The organism is Waltera intestinalis, from assembly GCF_009695995.1.
Taxonomy (GTDB): domain Bacteria; phylum Bacillota; class Clostridia; order Lachnospirales; family Lachnospiraceae; genus Acetatifactor; species Acetatifactor intestinalis.
In genome coordinates this window covers 64,988-90,158 of the sequence record NZ_VUMU01000013.1, presented here as the reverse complement: position 1 = coordinate 90,158, position 25,171 = coordinate 64,988, and the positions used below count along the sequence as shown (strand labels likewise).

Annotated in this window: 16 protein-coding genes; 15 read left to right on the top strand and 1 reads right to left on the bottom strand. The window is 48.4% G+C overall.

Going from position 1 to position 25,171, the window contains the following annotated elements:
* Nucleotides 1–506: 506 nt before the first annotated feature.
* On the bottom strand, nt 507–1,670 hold the full coding sequence (locus FYJ59_RS10665) for an SGNH/GDSL hydrolase family protein (RefSeq protein ID WP_154496965.1): 1,164 nt from the start codon (nt 1,668–1,670) through the stop codon (nt 507–509).
* A gap of 216 nt (nt 1,671–1,886) precedes the next feature.
* Between FYJ59_RS10665 and FYJ59_RS10660 the strand changes: the two genes are divergently transcribed.
* The 15 genes from FYJ59_RS10660 (at nt 1,887) to FYJ59_RS10590 (ending at nt 25,154) form a co-directional block, all read left to right on the top strand.
* Nucleotides 1,887–5,141 carry a GH25 family lysozyme gene (locus FYJ59_RS10660; RefSeq protein WP_154496963.1) on the top strand — a complete coding sequence of 1,085 codons (3,255 nt, stop codon included), beginning with the start codon at nt 1,887–1,889 and terminating at the stop codon, nt 5,139–5,141.
* A gap of 172 nt (nt 5,142–5,313) precedes the next feature.
* Nucleotides 5,314–6,399, top strand: a complete 1,086-nt coding sequence (gene rfbB / locus FYJ59_RS10655) for a dTDP-glucose 4,6-dehydratase (RefSeq protein ID WP_154496962.1) — start codon at nt 5,314–5,316, stop codon at nt 6,397–6,399.
* 78 nt (nt 6,400–6,477) lie between these two features.
* Entirely contained in the window at nt 6,478–7,347 is an 870-nt protein-coding gene (gene rfbA, locus FYJ59_RS10650; protein WP_118550102.1) for a glucose-1-phosphate thymidylyltransferase RfbA, read from the top strand.
* Nucleotides 7,337–8,635 carry a glycoside hydrolase family 25 protein gene (locus tag FYJ59_RS10645; RefSeq protein WP_154496959.1) on the top strand — a complete coding sequence of 433 codons (1,299 nt, stop codon included), beginning with the start codon at nt 7,337–7,339 and terminating at the stop codon, nt 8,633–8,635. The genes rfbA and FYJ59_RS10645 overlap by 11 nt, the downstream gene beginning before the upstream one ends.
* Before the next feature lie 27 nt (nt 8,636–8,662).
* On the top strand, nt 8,663–9,247 hold the full coding sequence (gene rfbC / locus FYJ59_RS10640; protein WP_022152783.1) for a dTDP-4-dehydrorhamnose 3,5-epimerase: 585 nt from the start codon (nt 8,663–8,665) through the stop codon (nt 9,245–9,247).
* Nucleotides 9,222–10,226, top strand: coding sequence for an ABC transporter permease (locus tag FYJ59_RS10635; RefSeq protein WP_022152784.1), 1,005 nt, complete (start codon nt 9,222–9,224; stop codon nt 10,224–10,226). The genes rfbC and FYJ59_RS10635 overlap by 26 nt, the downstream gene beginning before the upstream one ends.
* Before the next feature lie 89 nt (nt 10,227–10,315).
* Nucleotides 10,316–11,839 carry a DUF6056 family protein gene (locus FYJ59_RS10630; RefSeq protein ID WP_154496957.1) on the top strand — a complete coding sequence of 508 codons (1,524 nt, stop codon included), beginning with the start codon at nt 10,316–10,318 and terminating at the stop codon, nt 11,837–11,839.
* Nucleotides 11,840–11,845: 6 nt separating this feature from the next.
* Nucleotides 11,846–13,186: an ABC transporter ATP-binding protein gene (locus tag FYJ59_RS10625; protein WP_154496954.1), complete on the top strand. Its 1,341-nt coding sequence runs from the start codon at nt 11,846–11,848 to the stop codon at nt 13,184–13,186.
* A gap of 3 nt (nt 13,187–13,189) precedes the next feature.
* Nucleotides 13,190–15,286: an SAM-dependent methyltransferase gene (locus FYJ59_RS10620; RefSeq protein ID WP_154496952.1), complete on the top strand. Its 2,097-nt coding sequence runs from the start codon at nt 13,190–13,192 to the stop codon at nt 15,284–15,286.
* Entirely contained in the window at nt 15,265–17,280 is a 2,016-nt protein-coding gene (locus tag FYJ59_RS10615; RefSeq protein ID WP_154496949.1) for a glycosyltransferase family 2 protein, read from the top strand. Before FYJ59_RS10620 ends, FYJ59_RS10615 begins: the two co-directional genes overlap by 22 nt.
* Nucleotides 17,273–19,330, top strand: a complete 2,058-nt coding sequence (locus FYJ59_RS10610; RefSeq protein ID WP_154496945.1) for a glycosyltransferase family 2 protein — start codon at nt 17,273–17,275, stop codon at nt 19,328–19,330. The genes FYJ59_RS10615 and FYJ59_RS10610 overlap by 8 nt, the downstream gene beginning before the upstream one ends.
* Nucleotides 19,331–19,427: 97 nt before the next feature.
* Complete coding sequence (locus FYJ59_RS10605; protein WP_154496941.1) at nt 19,428–21,149, top strand: phospho-sugar mutase; 1,722 nt, start codon at nt 19,428–19,430, stop codon at nt 21,147–21,149.
* Nucleotides 21,150–21,208: 59 nt separating this feature from the next.
* Nucleotides 21,209–22,666 carry a glycosyltransferase gene (locus tag FYJ59_RS10600; RefSeq protein WP_154496938.1) on the top strand — a complete coding sequence of 486 codons (1,458 nt, stop codon included), beginning with the start codon at nt 21,209–21,211 and terminating at the stop codon, nt 22,664–22,666.
* Nucleotides 22,663–23,646 carry a glycosyltransferase family 2 protein gene (locus FYJ59_RS10595; RefSeq protein ID WP_154496934.1) on the top strand — a complete coding sequence of 328 codons (984 nt, stop codon included), beginning with the start codon at nt 22,663–22,665 and terminating at the stop codon, nt 23,644–23,646. The genes FYJ59_RS10600 and FYJ59_RS10595 overlap by 4 nt, the downstream gene beginning before the upstream one ends.
* Before the next feature lie 101 nt (nt 23,647–23,747).
* Nucleotides 23,748–25,154: an undecaprenyl-phosphate glucose phosphotransferase gene (locus FYJ59_RS10590; RefSeq protein WP_154496932.1), complete on the top strand. Its 1,407-nt coding sequence runs from the start codon at nt 23,748–23,750 to the stop codon at nt 25,152–25,154.
* Nucleotides 25,155–25,171: the final 17 nt, after the last annotated feature.

The window sequence follows — 25,171 nt, the reverse complement described above, 5'->3', positions numbered from 1 at the left end:
AAGCAGACCGTAAGCAGACGTCGGTACTTAGCGAGGGTACTTTCCTCGCTTATGTACCGTTACGCTCTGCGACAGAGCGCGAGCGTGTCGCGTTTCTTATACCCTGCCAAGGGCTACGGGATTATTTAATTAACTTTCAAGTTAGTAAGACAAGTATATTACCGTCAGGAAAGTGATTTTAGAAATCCAGGCAGTAATTTTATCGAAAAATGCCTAAGATATTTGTTAAAATTACTGCTTCGACATAGGATGCTTCCATTCCGGCAGTAATTATCAGTCACTGCAAAAGAAAACCACTTCAAATTTACTGCTTCTACAGCACAAAATGAATTTCAGGTGGTAAAGACCGGAACATCAAAGCAAAAAAACCAAAAGCCAAAAAAGCCCAAAATACCAAAAACAAAAAAATACCACCCGGGAAGACAATGATATGCCCGCTGTCTATTTGAAAGGAGCATATCATTGGCATCCGGGTGGCAGAAGTATGCGATCAACGATTCTATTTATTATTCCTGTGAAGCGTAACCCTTGGAATAGTAGTTCAGGAAGTACTCAAAACGTTTGGCGATGAGCTTTCGTCCTTTTACGTTCAGATGCAGGTTATCGGTCAGGTATTCCTTGGCATTATCTTCTGTGATGCTTCCGTACAGGTTATCCATGAAGGAAACACTGCGAAGGTTGGAGGAATAACATTCTTTGATCACATAAGTGGATAAAACATCGCGACCGTTATAAATATAGATATCGGAACTTACATAATTGCCATCCTCATCTATTGCATATGCGTAAGTAGGGGACATTACAATAATACGGATCTGCGGATACAGACGCTGCAGGACTTCGAGGCTTGCCTCCAGATTGCCGGTGAACTGCGTAGGATCCGTAGGATTGTCATCATTATACATAGCATTTCCCATCAGATAATCGGTGGCATCATACATGATCGCCACGGTATCAATGGTGTTGAAATCCAAAGTTTTCAGAGTGTTTACGACTTCTTCCGCTTCGGGTGGAGTCTTGTCACCCAAAGCTTCTGCAGCATCATTGTAATAGCCGTCCAGGGGAACTCCGGCAGCCAGATTCACCAGCCAATACAGACAGTAAGCATCCATAGGGGCAAGGGTGGAATCAAAATTGGTGTGTTGCGCGGCCAGATAACTTCCGCTGATGGAACAGTTGTATACGGTAGCACCGGTCTCCTTGGCAATCAGGCTGGCCAGATTGTCGGAAGAACCGCGGTCATCGGCAAAGGGTGCATTTCCGAACACGACAATATTAGAAGCATCGTTTACTATCATTTTACCGTTCTCATCGGTCAGGGGGAGGATAGAATCCCAGCTGTCATCATAGGATCCCTGTCCATCCTTGAAAATATCCGACTGGCTTACCCGCTGTCCCCAATGCGTAATGCGATAACCCAGCAGGCCTACCACTACAAGCAATACCAGGGCAAAAAGGACATGAAGATTCAGAAAACGCCGGATACCCTTAGGAGCGGGATGTTCCTCTTCCTCCTCTTCCCGGTCATTTTCTTCATATTCATCATCCGGATTTCCTTCGAAATCATCGGAAATATCGGATTTTCCAAAATCTGTGTCTTGCACAGTTTCATTTTCCAGGTCTACAATCTCAATATCAGGTATGTCATTCACGTGTTCGTCTCGTTTCATTCCATCTCTCCGTTTCAAGTATCTGTTTTTAAGTGGTAAAAAGAGTTATTCTGATTTTACTATTATACGGAAAGAAAGTCCACAATATTAGAAAGATTTAAGAAATTCTGAAGAAATGGACGAACAGCTTGAAGCGGCGGAAATAGAATGTTATAATGTTACGGAATTGTTACACTGAAGTACATTGAAGAATTATGAGCAGAAGGGATAGATAAAATGAAAAAATTATTTAACCATACAAAACGTCCGGACCGTAACTGGGAAGAAGACGTACAGGATGGTTACGATTGGGATGAAGAGCAGGACGGCGGAGAGTACTACGCCGACGATGAGGAGTACACCGACGAGGAGTACACCGGAGAAGAGGACGGCGGAGAGTACTACGCCGACGATGAGGAGTACACCGACGAGGAGTACACCGGAGAAGAGGACGGCGAAGAGTACTACGCCGACGATGAGGAGTACACCGACGAGGAGTATATCGGAGAAGAGGACGGCGAAGAGTACTATGCCGACAGTGAGGAGTACACCGGAGAAGAGGACGGCGAAGAGTACTATGCCGACGATGAGGAGTATATCGGAGACGAGGACGGCGAAGAATATTACGCCGACGACGAGGAGTACACTGGAGACGAGGACGGTGAAGAGTACTATGCCGATGACGAGGAGTATATCGGAGACGAGGACGGCGAAGAATATTACGCCGGCGATGAAGAGTACTATGCCGACGATGATATGGCACCTGCTCGTGGCGGTAAAGGGAAAAAGAGTAAAAAGCAGGGTGGCAATAAAATAGCTGCTATCTGGACCAAATTCCTGAACATGAGTACCATGGACCGCATTATGACGGCAACCGGTGTGGCAGTGCTGATCTTGGCCATTGTGACAGGCAGTGTATATGCCAGCGCACGTATGGTGGATCATCAGGTATCGGAGTTCGTCAGTGTGGGCAGCCAGTTGGACGGCATCCAGATGATCGGTGAGCAGGGTATGCTGGCAGTGGCAGATGCAAAGCTTGCGAAGATCGCAGCAGCCAATGCAGTCGATGATGAGAATGAGGAACAAAAAGAATATGATGAGGCCGAGTATACCAACGGTGGTACCGTTGAACTGGAACTGGTCTCCGTGCAGAAGGATCTAAAGATCAAATTTACCAATAAAAAGAGCGGTAAACTGATCTCCAATGTACCTTTCAGCGTGACGATCACGGATCCCAAAGGTAAATCTGATACCTGGACCGATGACGATATGGACGGTATTATCTACAAGAAGGGCATTACCCCCGGCAACTATACGGTAGCGGTAAATACCCTGACCGATGAAAAATATAAGGATTATACACTGCCTACCGGTACCCAGAAGGTAGAAGTCAGAAAGGATATCGCTTATAAAAAGGTCGATGTGGCAAACGAGATCAAGAAGGAATCCGAGGTCAATGCGGCAAAAGAGGACACCATGAAAAATGATACTGTGGTGGAGTCTATTCTGGAAGATACCGTGCAGTGGGTAGAAAGTAAGAAATTACCTCCTACCTATCGGGAGGTAGCAAAGGATACCGTGGTCAATCCGGAAAAACAGACGGCTTACAGCGGAAAATTCCTTCGTATAGCAGATGCAAAAATAACCATTAAGAAGGGTGAAACCAAGACATTGACACCCCCTGATGCCGGTGCAACCGATATGAAGTGGAGTAGTTCTAATCTGGCAATTGCGACGGTTGATGAAAAAACCGGAGTGCTTACCGGAAAGGAAGCAGGCGGACCGGTTACGATTACCTGTACGTACACAGTGCCCGCCAGTGCTACGCCGAGCCCTGTTCCGAGTACGAATCCCACGGCAACGCCTACGACGGAACCAACGGCAACCCCTACGACAGAGCCCACAGCAACCCCTACGACGGAACCAACGGCAACCCCGACATCTGAGCCTGCAGAAGAGACACCTACGCCAACTCCTTCCTCGAATGAGTCACAGGCAGCGACCCAGTCTATGGGAAGCGGCAGCCTTCCGGTAGCATTTGCACAGGCAGGTGGTACGCAGAAGACATATACCTGGGAAGTTACCGTTACGGCAGATAAGGCGCCCGATGCTACATTGGAAACTACATCTGTAACTGTCACACCGGGAGCTACGGCGACAGCACAGGTCAAGGTGACAGATTATACGGGTGCAACTACTTATAGGATCACAGCTAACAAAAACGATAAGATTGCAACGGCGACCGTTGATGAGAAAAACGGCAAAATTACAGTAACAGGTAAGGCGGCAGGAGATACTACCATTACCGTAACCGTAACTATGGGATCCGTAACGAAGACACTGGATCTGGCAGTGAAGGTCACAAATGGAATCAAGATCACTTTGGATAAGACAGCTGTAACCGTTTATCCGAAATCTACGGCTGCTGTAACAGCTACCGTCAGCGGAAGCGGAACCATAACGGCAGATTCCGGAGATAAGAATATTGCCACGGTAGCTGTAAGTGGCAAAACGATCACCGTTACCGGTGTGAAAAAAGGAACCGCAACCATCACTGTCACATATAAGGAGGGCAGCGCGGAAGCAAAAGCCACCTTTACAGTTACGGTAGCGGGCAATGTGAATCCCAGAGAGGATACCAAAACACCGTTAAAGGATACCAGCGGCAGACAGCTGTATGTATCCATCGGTGACAACCAATATCGGGCAGCAGCTTATGCGGATTATTACACTGCCACAAAGTTTTTCCTCATGGAGGAGGCCAGATATACCGGCTGGCAGACGTTAGACGGTAAGGTATATTTCTTCAAGGCAGACGGTAGCAAGGTGACCGGTGAGCAGGTCATCCAGGGTGCAAAATATAACTTCGCAAGTGACGGTTCCCTGGTAGTGGGATCAGGTACTATGGGCATTGATGTGTCCAAGTGGAACGGCAGCATTGACTGGAATGCGGTTAAGAATTCCGGAGTGAATTATGTGATCATTCGTGTGGGATACCGTGGATCATCTCAGGGAGCATTGATCGAGGATCCCAAGTTCAAGACCAATATCAAGGGAGCTACGGCAGCTGGTCTTAAGGTAGGTGTATACTTCTTCACACAGGCAGTGGATGAGGTAGAAGCAGTACAGGAAGCATCCATGGTACTGGACCGCATCAGCGGATATAAGATTTCTTATCCGGTATTCCTGGATGTGGAAGGCAGCGGCGGAAGAGGCGATGCCATCGATTCTGCTACCAGAACCGCAGTCTGCAAGGCATTCTGCAACACAATCAAGAATGCGGGATATACTCCCGGTGTCTATGCCAACAAGACATGGCTGACATCCAAGATGGATGCAGGTGCTCTGAGCGGTTACAAGATCTGGCTGGCACAGTATGCCAAGACCCCGACCTATACCGGCAGATATGATCTGTGGCAGTACAGATCCGACGGAAAAGTCAGCGGTATCAGCGGCAAAGTCGACCTCAACATTAGCTACCTGGGATATTAAGATTTGCAATAAAGCCCAGACCGACTGCTTGCAGGCAGGTCTGGTGCTTTATTAGCAAATCAAACACACATGAGCAAGTAGGACGATAGCCCGTGTTGATATCCCCTTTATTTTATGGTAAAATATCGCTATCTATAGCAAAATGCGCACACCTGCGCAGAACGGAGAGAAAATGAGAACTTATCTGGTAACAGGCGGTGCCGGTTTTATCGGTTCCAACTACATTCATTACATGTTCAAAAAATACGATAACGAGATCCGTATCATTAATGTGGATGCCCTGACCTATGCGGGAAACCTGGAGAATCTCAAGGATGTGGAGAAGCGTGACAATTACACTTTCGTGAAGGCAAATATCTGCGACAAGGAAGCCATCAGCAAAATTTTCGCGGAGAACGATATTGACCGCGTGGTACATTTCGCAGCCGAAAGCCATGTAGACAGAAGTATCCGCAACCCGGAGATCTTCGTACAGACCAACGTGCTGGGTACCGCAGTGATGTTAAACTGTGCCAAGGCAGCCTGGGAGCTTCCAGACGGCAGCTTCAAGGAGGGCAAAAAGTTCCTGCATGTATCTACGGATGAGGTCTACGGATCTCTTCCCGATGATGACAATGCTTTCTTCTATGAGACCACGCCTTACGATCCCCACAGTCCTTACTCCGCAAGTAAGGCAAGCTCGGACATGCTGGTGAAGGCATATATGGATACCTATCATTTCCCTGCCAATATCACCAACTGCTCCAACAATTACGGCCCTTTCCAGTTCCCCGAGAAGCTGATCCCTCTGATCATCAACAATGCTCTTCACGGCAAGAAGCTTCCGGTATACGGAGACGGCAAAAATGTCCGCGACTGGCTGTATGTAGAGGATCATGCGAAGGCCATCGACATGGTACAGGAGCAGGGAAGACTGTTCCAGACTTACAATATTGGCGGACACAACGAGAAGCAGAACATCGAGATCATCCATATTATCATCGAGACCTTACAGGAGATGCTTCCCGATTCCGATCCCCGCAAGGCGCATATCAACAATGATCTGATCACTTACGTGGAAGACCGTAAGGGACATGACAGAAGATATGCAATCGCACCGGACAAGATCAAGGCAGAGATCGGCTGGTATCCCGAGACCATGTTCAAGGAAGGCATCCGCAAGACCATCGCCTGGTACTTCGAGCATGAAGACTGGATGAACAATGTGACCAGTGGCGATTACCAGAAATACTACAATGAAATGTATGAGGAAAAGTAAAGAATATCTGCTAAATGGGAACGATGAACGTCGTTCCCATTCGGTGTGTTAAAAAACAAGTATTTTAAGGAGGTTTTTATGAAAGGAATTATACTGGCGGGAGGTTCCGGAACCAGACTTTATCCCCTGACAAAAGCAATATCCAAGCAGATCATGCCGGTGTACGATAAACCGATGATCTATTATCCCCTGTCAACCCTGATGCTGGCAGATATCAGAGAGGTGCTGATCATTTCCACCCCGAGAGATCTTCCGGTATTCAAAGAGTTATTGGGAGACGGCAGTCAGTTGGGCATGCGTCTCGAGTATGCGGTGCAGGACAAACCCCGTGGCCTGGCGGATGCTTTTATCATCGGAGCGGAATTCATCGGTAACGACAGAGTGGCACTGGTACTGGGAGATAATATTTTCTACGGGCAGAGCTTTTCGGCAGTGCTTCGTAAAGTAGCCGCCAGAGAAAAAGGCGCGACCATCTTCGGTTATTATGTGCGCGATCCCAGAGAATACGGCGTAGTGGAGTTCGATGAGAACGGCAAGGCACTTTCTATCGAGGAGAAGCCTGAGCATCCCAAGAGCAATTATGCAGTTCCCGGACTGTATTTCTATGATAACGATGTAGTGGAGATTGCGAAGAACGTAAAGCCTTCCGCAAGAGGTGAGATCGAGATCACCAGTATTAATAACGAGTACCTGAACAGAGGAACTCTGCAGGTAGAGACTCTGGGTCGTGGATTCGCATGGCTGGATACCGGCAATCACGATGCACTTCTGGATGCGGCAGATTTCGTGGCAGCGTTCCAGAAGAGACAGGGATTGTATATTTCCTGTATCGAGGAGATCGCTTTCAAACGTGGATTTATTGATAAAGAGCAGCTGCTGGCACTGGCAGAGCCGCTGCTGAAGACGAATTACGGTAAATATCTGGTAGAGGTAGCAAATGGACTCTAAGCTGCGGAAAATGGGGATCCTGGCCTCCATGGCGGTGATCCTGCTGGTGGCACTGGCGGTAATGTATGTGAACAGGGAACAACTGTCCCCCACATCCGGCCAGAACACGGCGGTGTCCGGAGCGCAGAATGCAGGTGACGGCGAAGCAGTGGATCCCGTGCCGGAAGGCACTGGGGAGACGGACACCGCGGAAGCGGATGGCAGGATCGGCAACGACCTGAAAGCCTTTTTAAAAGATAATACGTTTTTTGATCCGGATGTGAATCCGATCCTGGAGGCGGCGAAAGATAACAGCCACCGCCTGTCACTGGTGGCGACTTCCGTGGAAAAGGATCTGCGTATCCAGATCGTGGACAATGAAGGTGTACCGGTGACCGGAGAGAGTTTCTATGTCCGGGTGGACGGTCTGGGAGATTACAAGGATCTGGATCAGGACGGCGTGATCTACATTGCTGATCTGGATTCCGGCGATTATTATATGGAACTATTACCCATCGAAGGATATAAAGTTCCCATCACCGAGACCAAAGTGCATGTAAAAGAAAAAGTGGAATATCTGGCCATTGATGATATTTCTCTGTTGATCAAGACAGAGGATGAAGTCGATGCGGATGCCGAGGACAGTGCTGTGGCAGGAGCTTTGGCAGATGCGGACAAGACCGAGATCCAAAAGCTGCAGACTACATCCGGCAATGCGAAGGTCGGCATCGATGTGTCCAAGTGGAACGGCACTATCGACTGGGATAAGGTGAAAAATGCCGGAGTGCAGTTTGCCATCGTTCGTGCGGGCTACCGCGGTTCGGTTACGGGAAGTCTGGTGGAGGATCCACAGTTTGTCGCCAACATGAAAGGTGCAACAGCCGCTGGGATTCCGGTGGGTGTGTACTTTTTTACCCAGGCTACAGATGAGAAAGAGGCGGTGGAAGAGGCTTCTGCCGTGCTTGAGCTGATCCGTGATTTCCAACTGAGCTATCCTGTATTTATTGATACGGAGGGTGCCGGAGGAAACGGCCGGGCGGACGGACTGGATGCGGAGACCAGAACCCTGGTATGTGAGGCTTTTTGCCGGACGGTAGAAAATGCCGGATATACGGCAGGCGTCTATGCCAGCCGCAACTGGTACAACAATAATCTGCAGACCGCCAGACTGGAGAACTATCATATCTGGCTTGCGGAGTACCGCAGTGTGCCGTTATATCAGGGATATTACAAGACCTGGCAGTATACCTCCAAGGGAAAAGTGGACGGTATCGAAGGCAGAGTCGATATGAATATCACCTATGAATAAAAATAATAAAGAGTGAGGATGAAATAAATGGGCAAGATAACAGTAGAAACATGTGAAATCGAAGGATTGAAGATCATTACCCCTACGGTATTCGGTGATGCCAGAGGGTATTTCATGGAGACTTATAATTACAATGATCTTAAAGCAGCGGGAATCCCGGAAGTGTTTGTACAGGATAATCAGTCTGCTTCTAAAAAAGGAGTTCTCAGAGGACTTCATTTTCAGAAGCATTTTCCGCAGGACAAGCTGGTACGTGTGATCCGCGGAGAAGTCTATGATGTGGCTGTGGATCTGCGGGAAGGCTCCAAGACTTTCGGACAGTGGTATGGTGTACTTTTGTCTGAGGAGAACAAGAAGCAGTTCTTTATTCCGAAAAATTTCGCGCATGGATTTCTGGTACTGTCTGATTACGCAGAGTTCTGCTACAAATGTACCGATTTTTATCATCCGGATGATGAGGGCGGTATTGCATATAACACGCCGGATATCGGTGTGGAATGGCCCATCCCCGAAGGTATGGAACTGACATTATCCGAGAAGGATACCAAGTGGGGCACTCTGGAACAGTACATGAAGGAAAAAGAGCATGAAAAAAAGTGTGAAAATCAGTAAGAAAACAGGCATTGCCCTGTTCGTGACAGCGGCAGTGATCATGGCTCTGCTCATCGTGTTCCATAAGAATCCGGGACCTGCTGTGGATCAAAGCCAGGAGCTGGCAAAGAAGATCATCTCCTGCGTTGTCATTGCGGCGGCATGCTTTGCGTTTATCCACTGGTACGATAAATTTACCGGACTGCCGGTAGAGTTATTCCAGAATAGACATCTGATCTGGAAGCTGGCGAAAAACGATTTTAAAAAGAGATATGCGGGTTCTTACCTGGGCGCGGTCTGGGCGATGGCACAGCCGGTGGTAACCGTGGCGATGTATTACATCGTCTTCGACAAGATCATGGGAAATACCAGCACACCCCTGCGGGAGGGCGTGGAAGTGCCTTTTGTACTTTTCCTGACAGCGGGACTGGTGCCCTGGTTCTACTTCAGTGAGGCACTGAACAACGGCACCAATGCACTCTTAGAGTACAACTATCTGGTGAAAAAAGTAGTATTTAAGATCAGCATCCTGCCGATCATCAAGATTATTGCGGCTACTTTTATCCATGTATTTTTTGTGTGTCTCCTGTTGATCGTGGCGGCTATTTACGGCTATTACCCCACAATCTACACTATACAGATCATTTATTACAGTTTTTGCCTGTTTATATTTGTGCTGGCACTCAGCTATACCACGTGTGCGGTAGTGGTGTTTTTCCGGGATCTGTCCCAGATCATCAGCATCGGATTGCAGATCGGCATGTGGGCCACTCCGATCTTATGGAATCTGGACGCGCTGTCTCCGGAGTGGATCATGATCCTGAAGCTGAATCCGCTGGTCTATATCGTGAATGGCTACCGCAGTGCGATCTACGAGAAAGAATGGTTTTTCCGGGATTTCTTCTCCACGATGTATTTCTGGATCGTGACGGTGGTATTGTTCGGACTGGGTGCTGTGATCTTTAAGAGACTGAAAGTGCATTTCGCAGATGTGCTATAGTACGAGGAATTGTTGCAATTCCGAGAGCTCAAGGAATGGGGTACTGCATTACGGAACTGTTGTGGGGGAAACAGAAAGGGTGAAAGTAATTGAAGGGTGCTCTTGAAAAGTTAAGAAAAATATTGTTATGGAAGCCGGGCAGGGTACTGCTGGCAATGGGCTGTTGCGGACTGCTGTTGTTAGCACTGATCCCACTGTTTCGACTGACGATTTATGCGGTTCCTTATTATGACGACTATAACTTTGGAAGATTTGCCAGAGCTGCCATAGAGCAGGAGCAGTCGAAATGGGCGGCAATCTCCGGTGCACTGGATTGTTCCAGAACCCAGTGGTATGCATGGCAGGGAACGTATTCTTCTATTCTTTTCATGACACTGATGCCGGCTGTCTGGGGAGAGCAGTATTATTTCTTAGGACCGGTGTTCATTCTGTTACTGCTTTTGGCGGGAAGCATGGTGTTTACCCACGTGATCCTGCGGAAAGTCTTCCGAATGGAGAAATGGAGCAGCCTGGCAATTCAGGCAGTGATCACCATAGCGGAATTTATGTTTATCTATTCCGCGCAGAGCGGCTTCTACTGGTATAACGGCGGGATCCACTATGTGGGAATGCATGGCTTCGGACTTTTGTTTTTGTCTGTGGCCATCTGTCTGGAGAGAGCAGAGGGCAGAACCGCGAAAGGTCTGTTGTTCACTGCATCGGTTCTGCTTGCCATGATTACGGCGGGAAGCAATTTCGTCACGGCATTGCAGGGATTATTGTGTCTTCTGACCATCCTTCTGGTCAGCGTGGTAGTGGAACGGCGCAGGACGGGGCTGTGGCTGCTGCCGTCTACACTGGTGTATATCATAGGCTTCGGCCTGAATGTGGCGGCTCCGGGAAATTCCGTACGTGCCCGTAGCTATGTGGGCTGGGGTTACGGACCGCTGGAGTCCATCGGCAGATCATTTTTGGAAGCCGTGAAACACATTCCGGAATATACCGGACCGGTGGTTCTGATGGTGATGTTATTGCTGGTACCTATGATCTGGCAGGCAGTGAAAAGCACGGATTACCGTTTTCGTTATCCGGGGATCGTACTCGCCTTGTCCTTCTGTCTGTATGCGACCGGCTATACACCGAGCCTGTATTCCCTGGGACATGCGGGACTGTCCAGAACCCTGAATGCAGTAAAAATCACGTATTTAATGCTGTTGTTTTTAAATGAGATCTATTGGTGTGGCTGGTTGAAACAGATACTGGAAAAAAGGACGGATAAGTATGCACAGAAGCTGTCTGTACGAAACGGCGCAGCAGCCTGGTGGTTTTATGTGCTGATCGGTGTGGCATGCCTTGTGATCTTCCGGGCATCTCCCAATCAGGCAGGACATTATTCTTCCTACGGAGCCTATTATTATGTGCACACCGGGGAGGCTTATAATTTCCATCAGGAATATCTGGAGCGGGTGGCAATTCTGTCCGGACCGGAAAAAGATGTGCAGCTGCCGGCCTATCAGTTCCGCCCGTGGTTTTTGTGCATGGGAGAAATCTCCGAGGATGCGGACAATGAGGCCAACCGTTCTCTGGCCATGTGGTACCATAAAGACAGTGTAACACTGAAAGAAAAGGATTAAGACATTATGCAGGATAAGAGAAAACTGGCAATTGAAGTTGATAATGTCCAGAAAATCTATAAATTATATGATAAACCTTCGGACCGTCTGAAGGAAGCTTTCGGATTCGGTAAAAAGACCAAACATAAGCTCCACTATGCCCTGAAAGGCGTGAGTATGAAGATCTATCAGGGGGAAACCGTGGGAATCATCGGTACCAACGGTTCCGGTAAGTCCACCATCCTGAAGATCATCACCGGAGTATTGAATCCGACTTCCGGACGGGTGCTGGTCAACGGGCGTATCTCCGCTCTGCTGGAGCTGGGTGCCGGCTTCAATATGGAATACAACGGTATCGAGAATGTCTATCTGAATGGTACCATGATGGGATTTTCCGAAAAAGAGATCGAGGCAAAGTTGCCGGAGATCTTAAGCTTTGCGGATATCGGAGATTATGTCTATCAGCCGGTAAAGACCTATTCCAGCGGTATGTTCGTCCGCCTGGCGTTTGCAGTGGCGATCAATATCGAGCCGGAGATCCTGATCGTAGATGAGGCTCTGAGCGTCGGTGATGTATTTTTCCAGGCAAAATGTTATCATAAATTCGAAGAATTCAAGAAAATGGGCAAGACGATCGTCTTCGTCAGTCACGATCTGAGCAGTATCAGTAAATATTGCGACCGCGTCTATCTGCTGAACCAGGGAAATATTCTGGGAGAAGGCAGCCCCAAGGCCATGATCGATACTTATAAACGGGTACTGGTGGGACAGTACGATGAATCCGAAAATGCCGGTGAGGAATCGGAGAATCTCTTAGATGATAAAGATCTGCAGAGAGCCGCTGAGAAAAAGGCGGATGGCGCAGCCAAAGATGCTGCTGAGGCTTCCGCGGAGGCGAAGGGACAGAATCCCAATGCCCTGGAATACGGTACAAAGCAGGCACAGATCGAAGAATTTTACATTACGGATGACAGGGGTGTGCCTACCAATGCCATTCTGAAGGGGACAATGTTTACCATCCATATGAAGGTTCGTTTTATGGATCCTATACCGGCACCGATTTTTGCATTTTCCGTGAAAAATGTCATCGGTGTGGAGATCACCGGTACCAATACCATGATCGAGAAGGCGTTCTTAGACAGTGTGGAACCCGGTGATGTGAAAAATGTGACTTTTACACAGAAGATGAATCTGCAGGGCGGAGAATATCTGCTGTCTCTGGGAGTGACGGGGTACAATCAGGATACCTTTGAAGTCTATCACAGACTGTATGATGCCCTGAATATTACAGTAGTATCCGATAAAAACACCGTAGGCTATTATGACATGGATTCCAACACGAAAGTGTGGGATGCGGAGGAGAAATAAAGAATGACAGAGACCATCGGCAAAGTAACACTGAATCTGGATAAGTATCCCGGAGAGGATTATTATTGTGACGGCAGTGTGGAAGACGAGATTCTGGAGATTGTAAAAAAATACAGTACCGTGGAATATGACCGGATCATCGCAGAGAGAAAAAGCTGGCCGATCCTGTATCATCTGTCGGCTCTGCGGGAAAATATCGTGGATTTTCTTCCGATCAAAAAGACGGACAAAGTGCTGGAAGTAGGCAGCGGCTGCGGAGCCATTACAGGAGCCCTGTCCCGGAAAGCCGGATCGGTGACCTGCGTGGATCTCTCAAAAAAGCGCAGTCTGATCAATGCGTACCGGCACAGTGAAAGTGAAAATGTGACGATCCACATAGGCAATTTTACGGATGTGGAACCGGATCTGCCCGCGGATTATGACTATATCTGCCTCATTGGTGTCTTTGAGTACGGACAGGCTTACATAGGCGGTAGCACACCTTATGAAGATTTTCTGAAAATTCTGCAAAAGCATCTGGCACCGGGTGGACGAATCGTTATCGCTATTGAGAACAAATACGGACTGAAATATTTTGCGGGCTGCAAGGAAGATCACCTGGGAGACTGGTTTTCCGGAATTGAAAATTATCCGAACGGCGGCGTCGTGCGTACTTTTTCCCGGAAAAAACTGGAGAAGATATTCGATGCCTGCGGTGTGGGAGAACGCAGTTTTTATTATCCGTATCCCGATTATAAATTCATGACCACGGTCTATTCGGATGCATATCTGCCGGGCCGGGGAGAACTGTCCAATAATCTGCGGAATTTCGACCGTGACAGAATGTTGTTATTCGATGAAAAAAGTGCTTTTGACGGAATCGTGGAAGAGGGTCTTTTTTCTGTATTTTCCAATTCTTATCTGGCAGTGATCGGCAAGCCTCTGGACCTGAAATATGTCAGATATTCCAACGACCGTGCGGAAAGCTTCCGCATCCGTACGGAGATCCTGCGGGATGACCGGGGGAATCGGATCGTGCGGAAATATCCGCTGACCAAAGAAGCCGAGGCGCATGTGCGCCATATGATGGAAGCGTATGAAAAATTAAAAGGACGTTATGCCGGAAGCCGGCTGGACGTTAATGTCTGTCATCCGGGAGAAGAGGACGGCATCCCTTATGCGGAATTTGAATTCGTATCGGGCAGACCGCTGTCGGAACTGATGGATGAATGTCTGGACAGACAGGATATCGAAGGATTCCACAGCCTGTTTGCGGAGTATCTGGAGAGGGTAGGATTCGGGGAAGAAGTTCCGGTAGCGGATTTTGACCTGATCTTTGCCAATATTCTGGTGGACGGGGATCACTGGACACTGATCGATTACGAGTGGACCTTTGACTGTGTCATAGATACGAAAGCACTGGCGTTCCGGGCAATTTACTGTTATGTTCTGGAGAATGAAAGACGCAATGCGTTGGAACTGGACCGGATCTTAGATCGTCTGGACATCACGGAAAATGAGGCAAGACAGTACAGAGAGCAGGAGCGGGAATTCCAGAAATATGTCACCGGACAGAAATTGTCCATGGGTGAGATCCGGAATCTCTTAGGCGGCGAAATCTATAAACCCACCGAATGGATCGGGCGTTTCCGTCAGTCGGAAGGAGAACTGCGGGTACAGATCTATGAAGACAAGGGACAGGGATTTTCCGAAGAAAATTCTTATTTCCCGGAAAATGTCTATGTTGCGGAAAAAGAGGCAGAGTTTACCGTGAAATTCGACGGTAACGTACATTATCTGCGGCTGGATCCGGCAATGTGTTCCTGCATCTGTAAGATTCGGGAACTGTCCATGAACGGACAGCCGGTTCCTCTGCAGGATAAGAAAGTGTTCACTACCAACGGAAAAATCCTGAAATCCGAAGAGGGAGCGGACCATCCCAGCGTGATATTTGCCACGGAGGATCCCAATATGACGATCCGGGCAGATGTGCTGAACCGGCAGGCGGAGAATACGTTGTCTGTGAAAATGGAGATCGTACAGATCCCTCAGGCAATGGCAAAAGATATGATGGGAGTGGAGAAGAAGGGAGCGGCAGCTTGGGTATTCGGACAGCGGTGAAGCAGGTGCTGATTGCACAGCAGGATAAAAAATACGAAAAAGAACTGGCGCAGCTTAAGGTCACCTATGAACAGTGGGCAGCGGAACAGGACCGGGAAAGCGCGGAACCCCGGGAAATTGCGGGACTTGTAGAATTCGTCATTTTCCGACAGGCGGCGGGACGACTGGCAGATAATGCGACAGAGCGGATCAACGCTTATTTTACAAAGCATCCGGAAGCAGAAATCGTCTACGGTGATGAAGACCTGATGAATGAGAAGGGAGAGCGTTGCATTCCCTGGTACAAACCCTGTTGGTCACCGGATCTGTACAGAGCCTTTTTCTATGTGGGAAGTGTCGTTGCGGTACGGAGCAGTCTGCTGCAGAGAACGGGAGAAAATCCGGTCGTGACAGAGAACGAGAGCACTGGAAAAGAAATTATTTTTACAGATGCCGGAGAGATCCGTCCGCTGATGGATCGCCTGTTTTTGGGAGCCGGAGGGTTCGAGAGAGATTGTCATTCCATCGGTCATATGGAAACCGTGTTGTTCCATGGAACTTTTTCTGCAGACGGAATAGGAATCCAGGGACCGGATGTACGTGCAGACCGGGACTGCCGGGAGTGCACTCCCTGGGAAAATTACCAGCAGACGAAGGAGTCACCGCAGCTGGCGGTGGAACTGGCCTCCAGGGCGGCGGAAGGTGCCAAAGAGTTATTCGCAGGAGAGCTTAAAGTCTCGGTGATCATTCCCTCCAAAGATAATCCGGAGGTACTGGAGAAGTGCCTGCGTTCCCTGACGAGAAGGTCTGAGGGCAGGATCCCTGTTGAAATTTTGCTGGTGGATAACGGAAGCAGTGCGGAAAATAAGCAAAAAACGGAAGATCTGATCGGACGGATCCGGGAAAGTGGTGTCCCTGTTCGTTATATTTATGAACCGGCGGAATTTAATTTTTCAGCGATGTGCAACCGGGGAGCTGAACTGGCGGAAGGAAAGTTTTTGCTGTTTTTAAATGATGATATAGAAGTGTACGGCAATGACTGGCTGGACAAAATGGTGATCCGCGCTATGCAGCCTTATGTGGGAAGCGTGGGCCTAAAGCTGTATTATCCGGATTCCGTGAAAATACAACACGACGGTATTGTCAATCTGCCGGTGGGACCGGTGCATAAGCTCCAGTTCATGGAAGACGATAAGTCTTATTATTTTGGCAGAAATCGCTTTGATCTGAATTGCGTGGCAGTGACGGGTGCCTGTCTGCTGATAAGGACAGAGGTATTCCGGGAGACGGGTGGATTCCGGGAGGCACTGCGGGTGGCCTATAATGATGTGGATCTGGGATTTTGTCTGGTGGAAATGGGATATTACAATGTGGTGCTGAATGACTGTTTTGCATATCATCATGAATCCCTGAGCCGCGGAAGCGACGAAAGTCCCGAGAAAATGCGACGCCTGACGGAAGAGAGAGAACTGCTTTACCAGATGCATCCCCAGTTCCGCGGAGTGGATCCTTTTTACCCTATGGGACTGAACCGGGAAGGACTGGACAGCCGTGTGGTTCCGGCATATCTTACGGACCGGAATATTTTACAGGAGCCGGCATGGAGATGTGAGAGCTGGCAGGAGCTTCTGGAAAATGCAAGACAGGATGACTGCCTGATGGCACGGGTGGAGACTGCAGGGCCGGAGCGGATCCAGGGATACAGTGTGATCCTGGGAGATGATAACGCGTGTTATGATAAACTTTTAGTATTGCTTCCCGAAGATACGCAGGGACAGCGGGAGGCGGACCGGAAGGTATGGTCCATGAAGATTTTACCTGCATATCGGCAGGAACTGGAGGAGAATCTTCCGGACCAGAAAAATGTGGCGCTGGGAGGTTTCTGTGTGAAACGGAAAACAGGGCAGCTGCCTCCGGGAAATTATGGAATCGCCGTTCTTGCGGTTCATCGGATCAGTAAGCTGAAACTGTGGAATACAACGGGAAAATATTTGACGGAGGAAAAACATGTCTGAGATCAATTATCAAGAAGCCTACGAGAGGGAGCACGAAAAATGTGCGGATCTGGCAGACAAGATCGTAGTGCTGGAATCGGAAAAAGAGGACCTGCAGTTCAAACTGGACCGGATCAAAATGAATAAATTCTGGAAAGCCACGGGTCCGGCGAGAAGTCTGATCCATTTCGCACAGAGACAGAGGGATCGCTTGTCCCATTGCGGCGGACCGAAGGATATCCTGCGTAAGATCCGCAACAAGAGTCGCCAGAAGAGCCTGATGGAGTCCTACGGAACCGGAAGCTTTCCTGATGCGGAGCAGCGGAAAAAGGAAGAAGAGACGATATTCCCTTATATGCCGAAGATCAGCATTCTGGTTCCGCTGTGGAACAATAAAAGGGAATTCCAGATCCAGATGCTGGACTGCGTCATGAATCAGACGTATCCCAACTGGGAACTGTGTCTGGCGGACGGTTCCGACGCGGAGCACTCCTATATCGAAGAACTCTGCAGGGAGTACGCGGCGAAGGCGAATGGTCGTATCGTCTATAAGCACCTGGATCATAACGGCGGTATCTCCTATAACACCAACGAATGCTACAAGCTGGCTACCGGAGATTATATCGGCCTGTTTGACCAGGATGATATTTTACATCCTTCCGTACTGTATGCGTATGTGAAGGAGATCAATGAGCAGGGTGCGGATTATCTTTATTGTGATGAGACCACTTTCAAGGAAAATGATATTAATAAAATGCTGACCATGCATTTTAAGCCGGACTATGCACCGGACAATCTGCGGGCGAATAATTATATCTGCCATTTCAGCGTTTTTTCCCGAAAACTGTTAGAGGGAGAGGAACTGTTCCGCACCGCATTTGACGGTGCCCAGGATCACGATATGATCCTGCGTCTGACCGACAGAGCGGAAAAGATCGTTCATGTTCCCAGACTGATGTACTACTGGAGAAGCCATGAGGGCAGTACCGCAGCCAGCATTGACGCGAAGCCTTATGCCATTGAGGCGGCAAAGGGAGCTGTGGCAGATCATCTGAAAAAGCATGGCTTTAAGCATTTTCAGATCACCAGTACCAGAGCCTGCGCCACGATCTTCCGGATCCGGTATCAGATCCTGGGAGATCCGAAGATCTCCATCGTGATCGCCAATAAGGATCACGTTGAGGATCTGAAGCGTTGTATTACCTCGATCCAAAAGAACAGCACCTGGAGCAATTACGAGATCATTGTCGTGGAAAATAACAGTACCACACCGGAGATCAAGGACTATTATTCCCAACTGCTGGGATTGTCCGGCGATGATTCTTATGAAGAAAGATGCAAGCTGCATACAGTCTGCGGCCATGACGGCGGTATCCTGCACAGCGGGGACGGACGGATTTCCATTGTGACATATCATGGTGACTTTAATTATTCTGCGGTCAATGATCTGGGAGCGTCTTATGCTTCCGGTGAGTATATTTTACTGCTGAACAATGATACGGAGGTTATCACAGCCAACTGGATGGAAGAGATGCTGATGTATGCTCAGAGAGAGGATGTGGGTGCCGTAGGCGCCAAACTGTATTATGCGGACAAGACGATCCAGCATGCCGGCGTGGTCATCGGATTGGGAGCACACCGCACGGCAGGACATACCCATTATCGCATCCCGGTACAGAACTTAGGCTACATGGGACGTCTGTGTTATACCCAGAACGTTACAGCGGTGACCGGTGCCTGTCTGTTGGTGAAAAAGAGCCTGTATGAGCAGGTGGGCGGTCTGGATGAGAGCTTTGTGATCTCCTTAAATGATGTGGATTTCTGCCTGAAATTACGTAAACTGGGACTTCTGAATGTGTGGACTCCTTTTGCGGAGCTGTATCATTACGAATCCATCTCCAGAGGACTGGATGATCAGGGAGAAAAGGCAGAGCGCTACAACAGAGAATCCGAGCATTTCCGTGAAAAATGGAAGGCTGAACTGGAGTCGGGGGATCCCTATTACAATCCGAATTTCTCTCTGGACCGCAGCGATTACGCACTGAAGGATCCGGCAGTTAGCGGACGTTAAATAATTCTTTTCAGTAGAGGGAATCTATGGTAAAATATCACCGGAGAGCGTTTACTGAAGATATTGAAAGATAGCGATAAAACAGGAGGATAGGAAAATGAGTTATATGGACGAACTGAATTTCTGGTTAAATGATGATTATTTTGACCAGAAGACCAAGGAGGAACTTCTGGCAATCCGCAATAATGAAGCAGAAGTGGAAGATCGTTTTTACAAGGAACTGGAATTCGGTACCGGCGGCTTACGTGGTGTGATCGGTGCAGGAACCAACCGTATGAACGTATATACCGTTCGTAAGGCAACTCAGGGTCTTGCCAATTATATTATCAAGCGCGGTACACAGAGTAAGGGTGTGGCAATCGCATTCGACTCCCGCCGCATGTCTCCCGAGTTTTCCGATGAGGCAGCAAGATGTCTGGCAGCCAACGGCATCAAGGCATACATTTTTGAGTCTTTAAGACCTACACCGGAGCTGTCCTTTGCCCTTCGGACGTTAGGATGTACTGCAGGTATTGTAGTTACCGCCAGTCACAACCCTCCTGAGTACAACGGCTATAAGGTATACTGGGAGGACGGCGCACAGGTAACCGCTCCTATCGATAAGGACATTATTACCGAAGTACAGTCCATCAAGGATTATCATACCGTGAAGACCATGAGCAGAGAGGATGCTGTGGCAGCAGGACTCTATGAAGTGATCGGCAAAGAGATCGATGACAAGTACATGGCAGAGCTGAAGAAGCAGATCATTCATCCTGATGTGATCAGGGAAATGGCAGATGACATCAAGATCGTATATACTCCGTTATGCGGTACCGGTAACAAGCCGGTAAGACGTATCCTGTCTGAGCTGGGATTCAAGCATGTCTATGTAGTTCCCGAACAGGAGAATCCGGATCCTGACTTTACCACACTGGATTACCCGAACCCTGAGGATCCCAAGGCATTTACCTATGCGCTTCGTCTGGCGAAGGAGAAGGATGCGGATATCGTTCTGGCAACCGATCCCGATGCAGACCGTCTGGGTGTGTATGCAAAAGATACCAAGACCGGCGAGTATGTGGCATTTACCGGTAATATGTCCGGCATGCTGATCGCAGAATATATCTTAAGAGAGAAGACTGCGACCGGTACCATGCCCGAGAATCCCGCACTGGTAACTACCATCGTTACCACCAACATGACCAAACCTATTACGCAGGCTTACGGCGTAAAGCTGATCGAGGTACTGACCGGCTTCAAGTTCATTGGCGAGCAGATCAAGCTCTTCGAGCAGACCGGCAGCAACAACTACGTATTTGGCCTGGAAGAGAGCTACGGCTGCCTGGCAGGTACCCACGCAAGAGATAAGGATGCGATCGTAGCAGTGATGTGTCTGTGCGAAGTAGCAGCTTACTGCAAGAAGCACAACATGACTCTGTGGGATATGATGGTAGCCATGTATGAGAAGTACGGTTACTTCAAGGAGACCCAGTACACCATCACCATGAAGGGTATCGATGGCGCAAGACAGATCGCCGAGATCATGGAGAAGCTTCGTAAGAATCCTCCTAAGGCATTCGGAGATCTGAAGGTAGAGAAGTTCCGTGATTACCAGAACGATGTTATCATCGACATGGAGACCGGAGAGAAGACTACCACAGGACTTCCCAAGTCCAATGTTCTGTACTTCGAGCTTCCTGACAATGCATGGTGCTGTGCACGTCCTTCCGGAACCGAGCCCAAGATCAAGTTCTACATGGGTGTCAAGGGAACCAGCTTAGAGGATGCACAGGCTAAGGTAGAGAAGCTGACCGAGGATGTAAAGGCAGTACTGTAAGGCAGTGCTCCATAAATCATATTAGTTTTCAAAAGAGCGAATCGCCCGAGCAGGGCGGTTTGCTCTTTTATGAAAAGCTGGAGGTATCTGTGGCAAAGCTAAACAAGGCAAACCTTAAGAAAACTCTATATTATCTGCAACGTAACGGCCTGAGGGAAACCTGGATCTCTGTGAGGGAGCGCCTGACAGAGACAGACCGCTATTTTTTTGTGCCCTGTTCGGAAGCAGAGCTGGTAAGGCAGAGTGATAGAAAATGGGAGAAGCCGATTACGTTCAGTATTGTGGTACCCTTATATCGAACGCCGGAAGCATATCTGAACAGAATGATAACAAGCGTTATGAAACAAAGCTATCCCCATTGGGAATTGATCCTGGCAGATGCCACGGAGGATCACAGTGTGGAGGAGGTACTGAAGCAGCAGGGATTCCTGAAGGAGCAGCCGACGGATGGCGAGACAGAACCTGTCGCAGCAGATCCCAGGCTCCACTATGTGCATCTGAAAGAAAATGCGGGAATCGCTGCTAATACCAATCAGGCGCTTCCCTATGCGAAGGGAGAGTATATCGGTCTGCTGGATCATGATGATGTATTGACACCGGATGCGTTGTACGAAATGGCTGATGCGATCACCAAAGCATATGACAGAGGTGTCAAAGTCGCCTTCGCCTATTCGGATGAGGATAAGTGCGATGGAGGAGAGACCAGATACTATGAACCCAATCATAAAGAAGAATTTAATTACGATTTAATTCTAAGCAATAACTATATCTGTCATTTTCTGGTAATGGAGAGTAAATTGCTGAAAAGCCTGCAATTCCGTCCGGAATTTGACGGTGCCCAGGACTATGATCTGGTACTGCGCTGTGTAGCGGAAGTGCTGACAGAGGGAGGGCAGACTGCGGAGAAGAGAATACTCCATATTCCGAAGGTGCTGTATCACTGGAGATGTCATGAGGCATCCACAGCAGCCAATCCAAACAGCAAAAAATATGCGTATGATGCGGGAATGAGAGCATTGCAGGATCATGCGGACCGCCGTCATATCCCAGCCACCGCGACAGAGACCAGACATGTGGGATTTTATCGGTTAACATATAAAGAAGTATGGGAAGCCAGGCCGGATGTGGCAGCTGTAGGCGGCAGAGTATTGTCCGGGAAGAAACACGGCAAGATCATCGGCGGCAGAATGACGGCAGACGGAACCGTATTTTATGAAGGACTGCCGAAGGGATTCGGCGGATATCTGCACCGCGCGGAGCTGTCCCAGGATGCGGAAGCGCTGGATCTTCGCTGTATCCGTATCCGTCCCGAATGCAGGGAAGTGTTTGAAGAAATCGTGGGAGTTCCGTATACCGAGATTCGGAGACTACCGAAAGAACAGCCGATATTTAATATTACTACGCTGCCGGAGGCTGCGGATATCCGAACCTTAAGTCTGCAGTTGTCCGAAGCGTTACGGCAAAGAGGAAGATTACTCTATCTGCCGGAATATCCGGAGGAGTTTGAACCATTATGAGTGAAATAACGGTTGTTATACCTAATTACAACGGAATGAAATATCTGGCAGAGTGCATGACTTCTCTGTGCAGAGAGCAGCAAAATGCCCCCGGATATGAAGTGCTGATCATCGATAATGCTTCCGTGGACGGCAGCGTGGAATATCTGCAAAAGGAATGGTGTGGGGAAGGTGTGCGCCTGATATCTTTACCGGAAAACACCGGATTCTGTCATGCAGTGAATCTGGGGATCCGGGAAGCGAAGACACCATATGTGATCCTTCTGAACAATGATACAAAGGCAGAAGCCGGTTTTGTAAGAGGCTTATATGATGCTATCCGCGAAAACGAAAAGATATTTTCCGTCAGTGCGAAGATGCTGATGTGGGACAGACCGGAGCTCATTGATGATGCCGGAGACCGTTACTGCGTGCTGGGCTGGGCCTATTCCCGGGGGAAGGGACGACCGGCGGCGGATTATGATAAGTCTGTCCCGGTGTTTTCCGCCTGTGGCGGTGCCGCAATCTACAGACGATCCGTATTTGAAGAGATCGGTTATTTTGATGAAGAACATTTTGCCTATCTGGAAGATCTGGATATCGGCTACCGTGCCCGGATCTACGGCTATGAGAACCGGTATGAACCGAAGGCGGCTGTGCTGCATTATGGCAGTGCTTCCACGGGATCCAGATACAATCCCCGGAAAACGTTACTTGCGTCTGCCAACAGTATTTATGTGATCGGCAAGAATATGCCGCTTTTGCAGTGTATTCTGAACCTGCCGTTTTTTTTGCTTGGATTTGGCATAAAGTTTTTGTTTTTTTGTAAGAAAAGAATGGGAAAACTATATCTGAAAGGACTGGCAGCTGGCCTGAAAAGATCTGTAGGAACCACGGGAAGACAGCACAAAGTTCCCTTCCGGTGGCATCATCTGGGGAATTATGTGAAGATCCAGTGGCAGCTGTATTGCAATGTGTTTCGAATTCTTATGAAATCTTAAGAATTGGCTTCATAAATTCTTAAGTTGAGAAAAAAATACCGTTATTGTAGAATGAAATCGTTAAAAAGAAGCTTTTCAGACTTACAGATTGGGTGACCCATATGATAAAAGACAACCAGAAAGTCTTTAACAGGCTTCTTGTGATAATGGATGCGCTGATCACAGCCATATCCTTTGTCCTTGCCTATTATATCAAATTTTATATATTGAACGACGGTCCCGGAATCGGTGTCCTGCCTGTGCAGGAGTATTATAAGCTGCTTCCTTTTATTGTGCCCGGTTATATGTTCCTATATTACCGGTGCAGCGTGTATTCCCCGAAGCGAACCGTCCGCCGCAGACATGAGATTTACAGCATTCTGCAGGCAAATACCATCGGCCTGGCGGCATTGATCATTATACTGTATATGATCATCCGTGAGATCAACTTTTCACGATCCGTCATGGCAATTTTTTATGTGCTGAATGTATTTCTGACTTCGGTATCCCGCATCATAATGAGAAAAGCGTTGCGGACACTCCGGAAAAGGGGATACAATCTGAAGCATATTTTGCTGGTGGGATATTCCAGAGCGGCAGAAGAGTATATTGACAGAATCTTAAGCAATCCCCAGTGGGGATATGTTGTATGCGGTATTCTGGATGAGCACATTCCGGGAGGGACTATCTATAAGGGAGTGAAAGTCCTGGGAACGTTGGGGAATCTGGAGTATATTCTTCCGGAGAACAAGCTGGACGAGATCGCGATCACGCTTTCTCTGAAAGATTATGATTATCTGGAAGGTGTTGTGGATATCTGTGAGAAATCCGGCGTGCATACGAAATTCATCCCCGACTACAGCAGTCTGATCCCCAGCAGACCTTACACGGAGGATCTCATGGGACTTCCGGTGATCAATATTCGGTATGTGCCGCTGACCAACACCGGAAATATGATGATCAAGAGAGCCATGGATATTGTCGGTTCCCTGTTTGGCATCATCATTACGTCACCGATCATGCTGTTGTCGGCAATTCTGGTAAAATGTTCCAGTCCGGGACCTGTGATCTTCAAGCAGGAACGGGTAGGACTTCATAATAAATCATTTTATATGTACAAATTCCGCAGTATGGCAATGCAGACTGCAGCGGAGGAGAAAAAGGGCTGGACGGTGCGAAACGATCCCAGGGTCACCGGAATCGGCAAGATCTTAAGACGAACCAGCATTGATGAACTTCCGCAGCTGTTCAACATACTGAAAGGAGATATGAGCCTGGTGGGACCAAGACCGGAGCGCCCTCAGTTCGTGGAAAAGTTCAAGGAAGAGATCCCGAGATATATGGTAAAACATCAGGTGAGGCCGGGCCTCACGGGATGGGCACAGGTCAACGGCCTGCGTGGTGATTCTTCCATCAAGAAGCGAATCGAGTATGATATTTATTACATTGAGAACTGGACCCTCGGGTTTGACATTAAGATCATTCTTATGACATTTTTTACAGGATTTATCAATAAAAATGCTTATTAACACAAGGAGAAGACAAG

Excerpts from the sequence above, each read along its gene's own strand:
- rfbA (WP_118550102.1), top strand. The coding sequence starts at position 6,478 with ATGAAAGGAATTATACTGGCGGGAGGTTCCGGAACCAGACTTTATCCC.
- rfbB (WP_154496962.1), top strand. The coding sequence starts at position 5,314 with ATGAGAACTTATCTGGTAACAGGCGGTGCCGGTTTTATCGGTTCCAAC.
- rfbC (WP_022152783.1), top strand. The coding sequence starts at position 8,663 with ATGGGCAAGATAACAGTAGAAACATGTGAAATCGAAGGATTGAAGATC.
- FYJ59_RS10620 (WP_154496952.1), top strand. The coding sequence starts at position 13,190 with ATGACAGAGACCATCGGCAAAGTAACACTGAATCTGGATAAGTATCCC.
- FYJ59_RS10595 (WP_154496934.1), top strand. The coding sequence starts at position 22,663 with ATGAGTGAAATAACGGTTGTTATACCTAATTACAACGGAATGAAATAT.
- FYJ59_RS10625 (WP_154496954.1), top strand. The coding sequence starts at position 11,846 with ATGCAGGATAAGAGAAAACTGGCAATTGAAGTTGATAATGTCCAGAAA.
- FYJ59_RS10635 (WP_022152784.1), top strand. The coding sequence starts at position 9,222 with ATGAAAAAAAGTGTGAAAATCAGTAAGAAAACAGGCATTGCCCTGTTC.
- FYJ59_RS10610 (WP_154496945.1), top strand. The coding sequence starts at position 17,273 with ATGTCTGAGATCAATTATCAAGAAGCCTACGAGAGGGAGCACGAAAAA.
- FYJ59_RS10590 (WP_154496932.1), top strand. The coding sequence starts at position 23,748 with ATGATAAAAGACAACCAGAAAGTCTTTAACAGGCTTCTTGTGATAATG.
- FYJ59_RS10665 (WP_154496965.1), bottom strand. The coding sequence starts at position 1,670 with ATGAAACGAGACGAACACGTGAATGACATACCTGATATTGAGATTGTA.
- FYJ59_RS10605 (WP_154496941.1), top strand. The coding sequence starts at position 19,428 with ATGAGTTATATGGACGAACTGAATTTCTGGTTAAATGATGATTATTTT.
- FYJ59_RS10645 (WP_154496959.1), top strand. The coding sequence starts at position 7,337 with ATGGACTCTAAGCTGCGGAAAATGGGGATCCTGGCCTCCATGGCGGTG.
- FYJ59_RS10660 (WP_154496963.1), top strand. The coding sequence starts at position 1,887 with ATGAAAAAATTATTTAACCATACAAAACGTCCGGACCGTAACTGGGAA.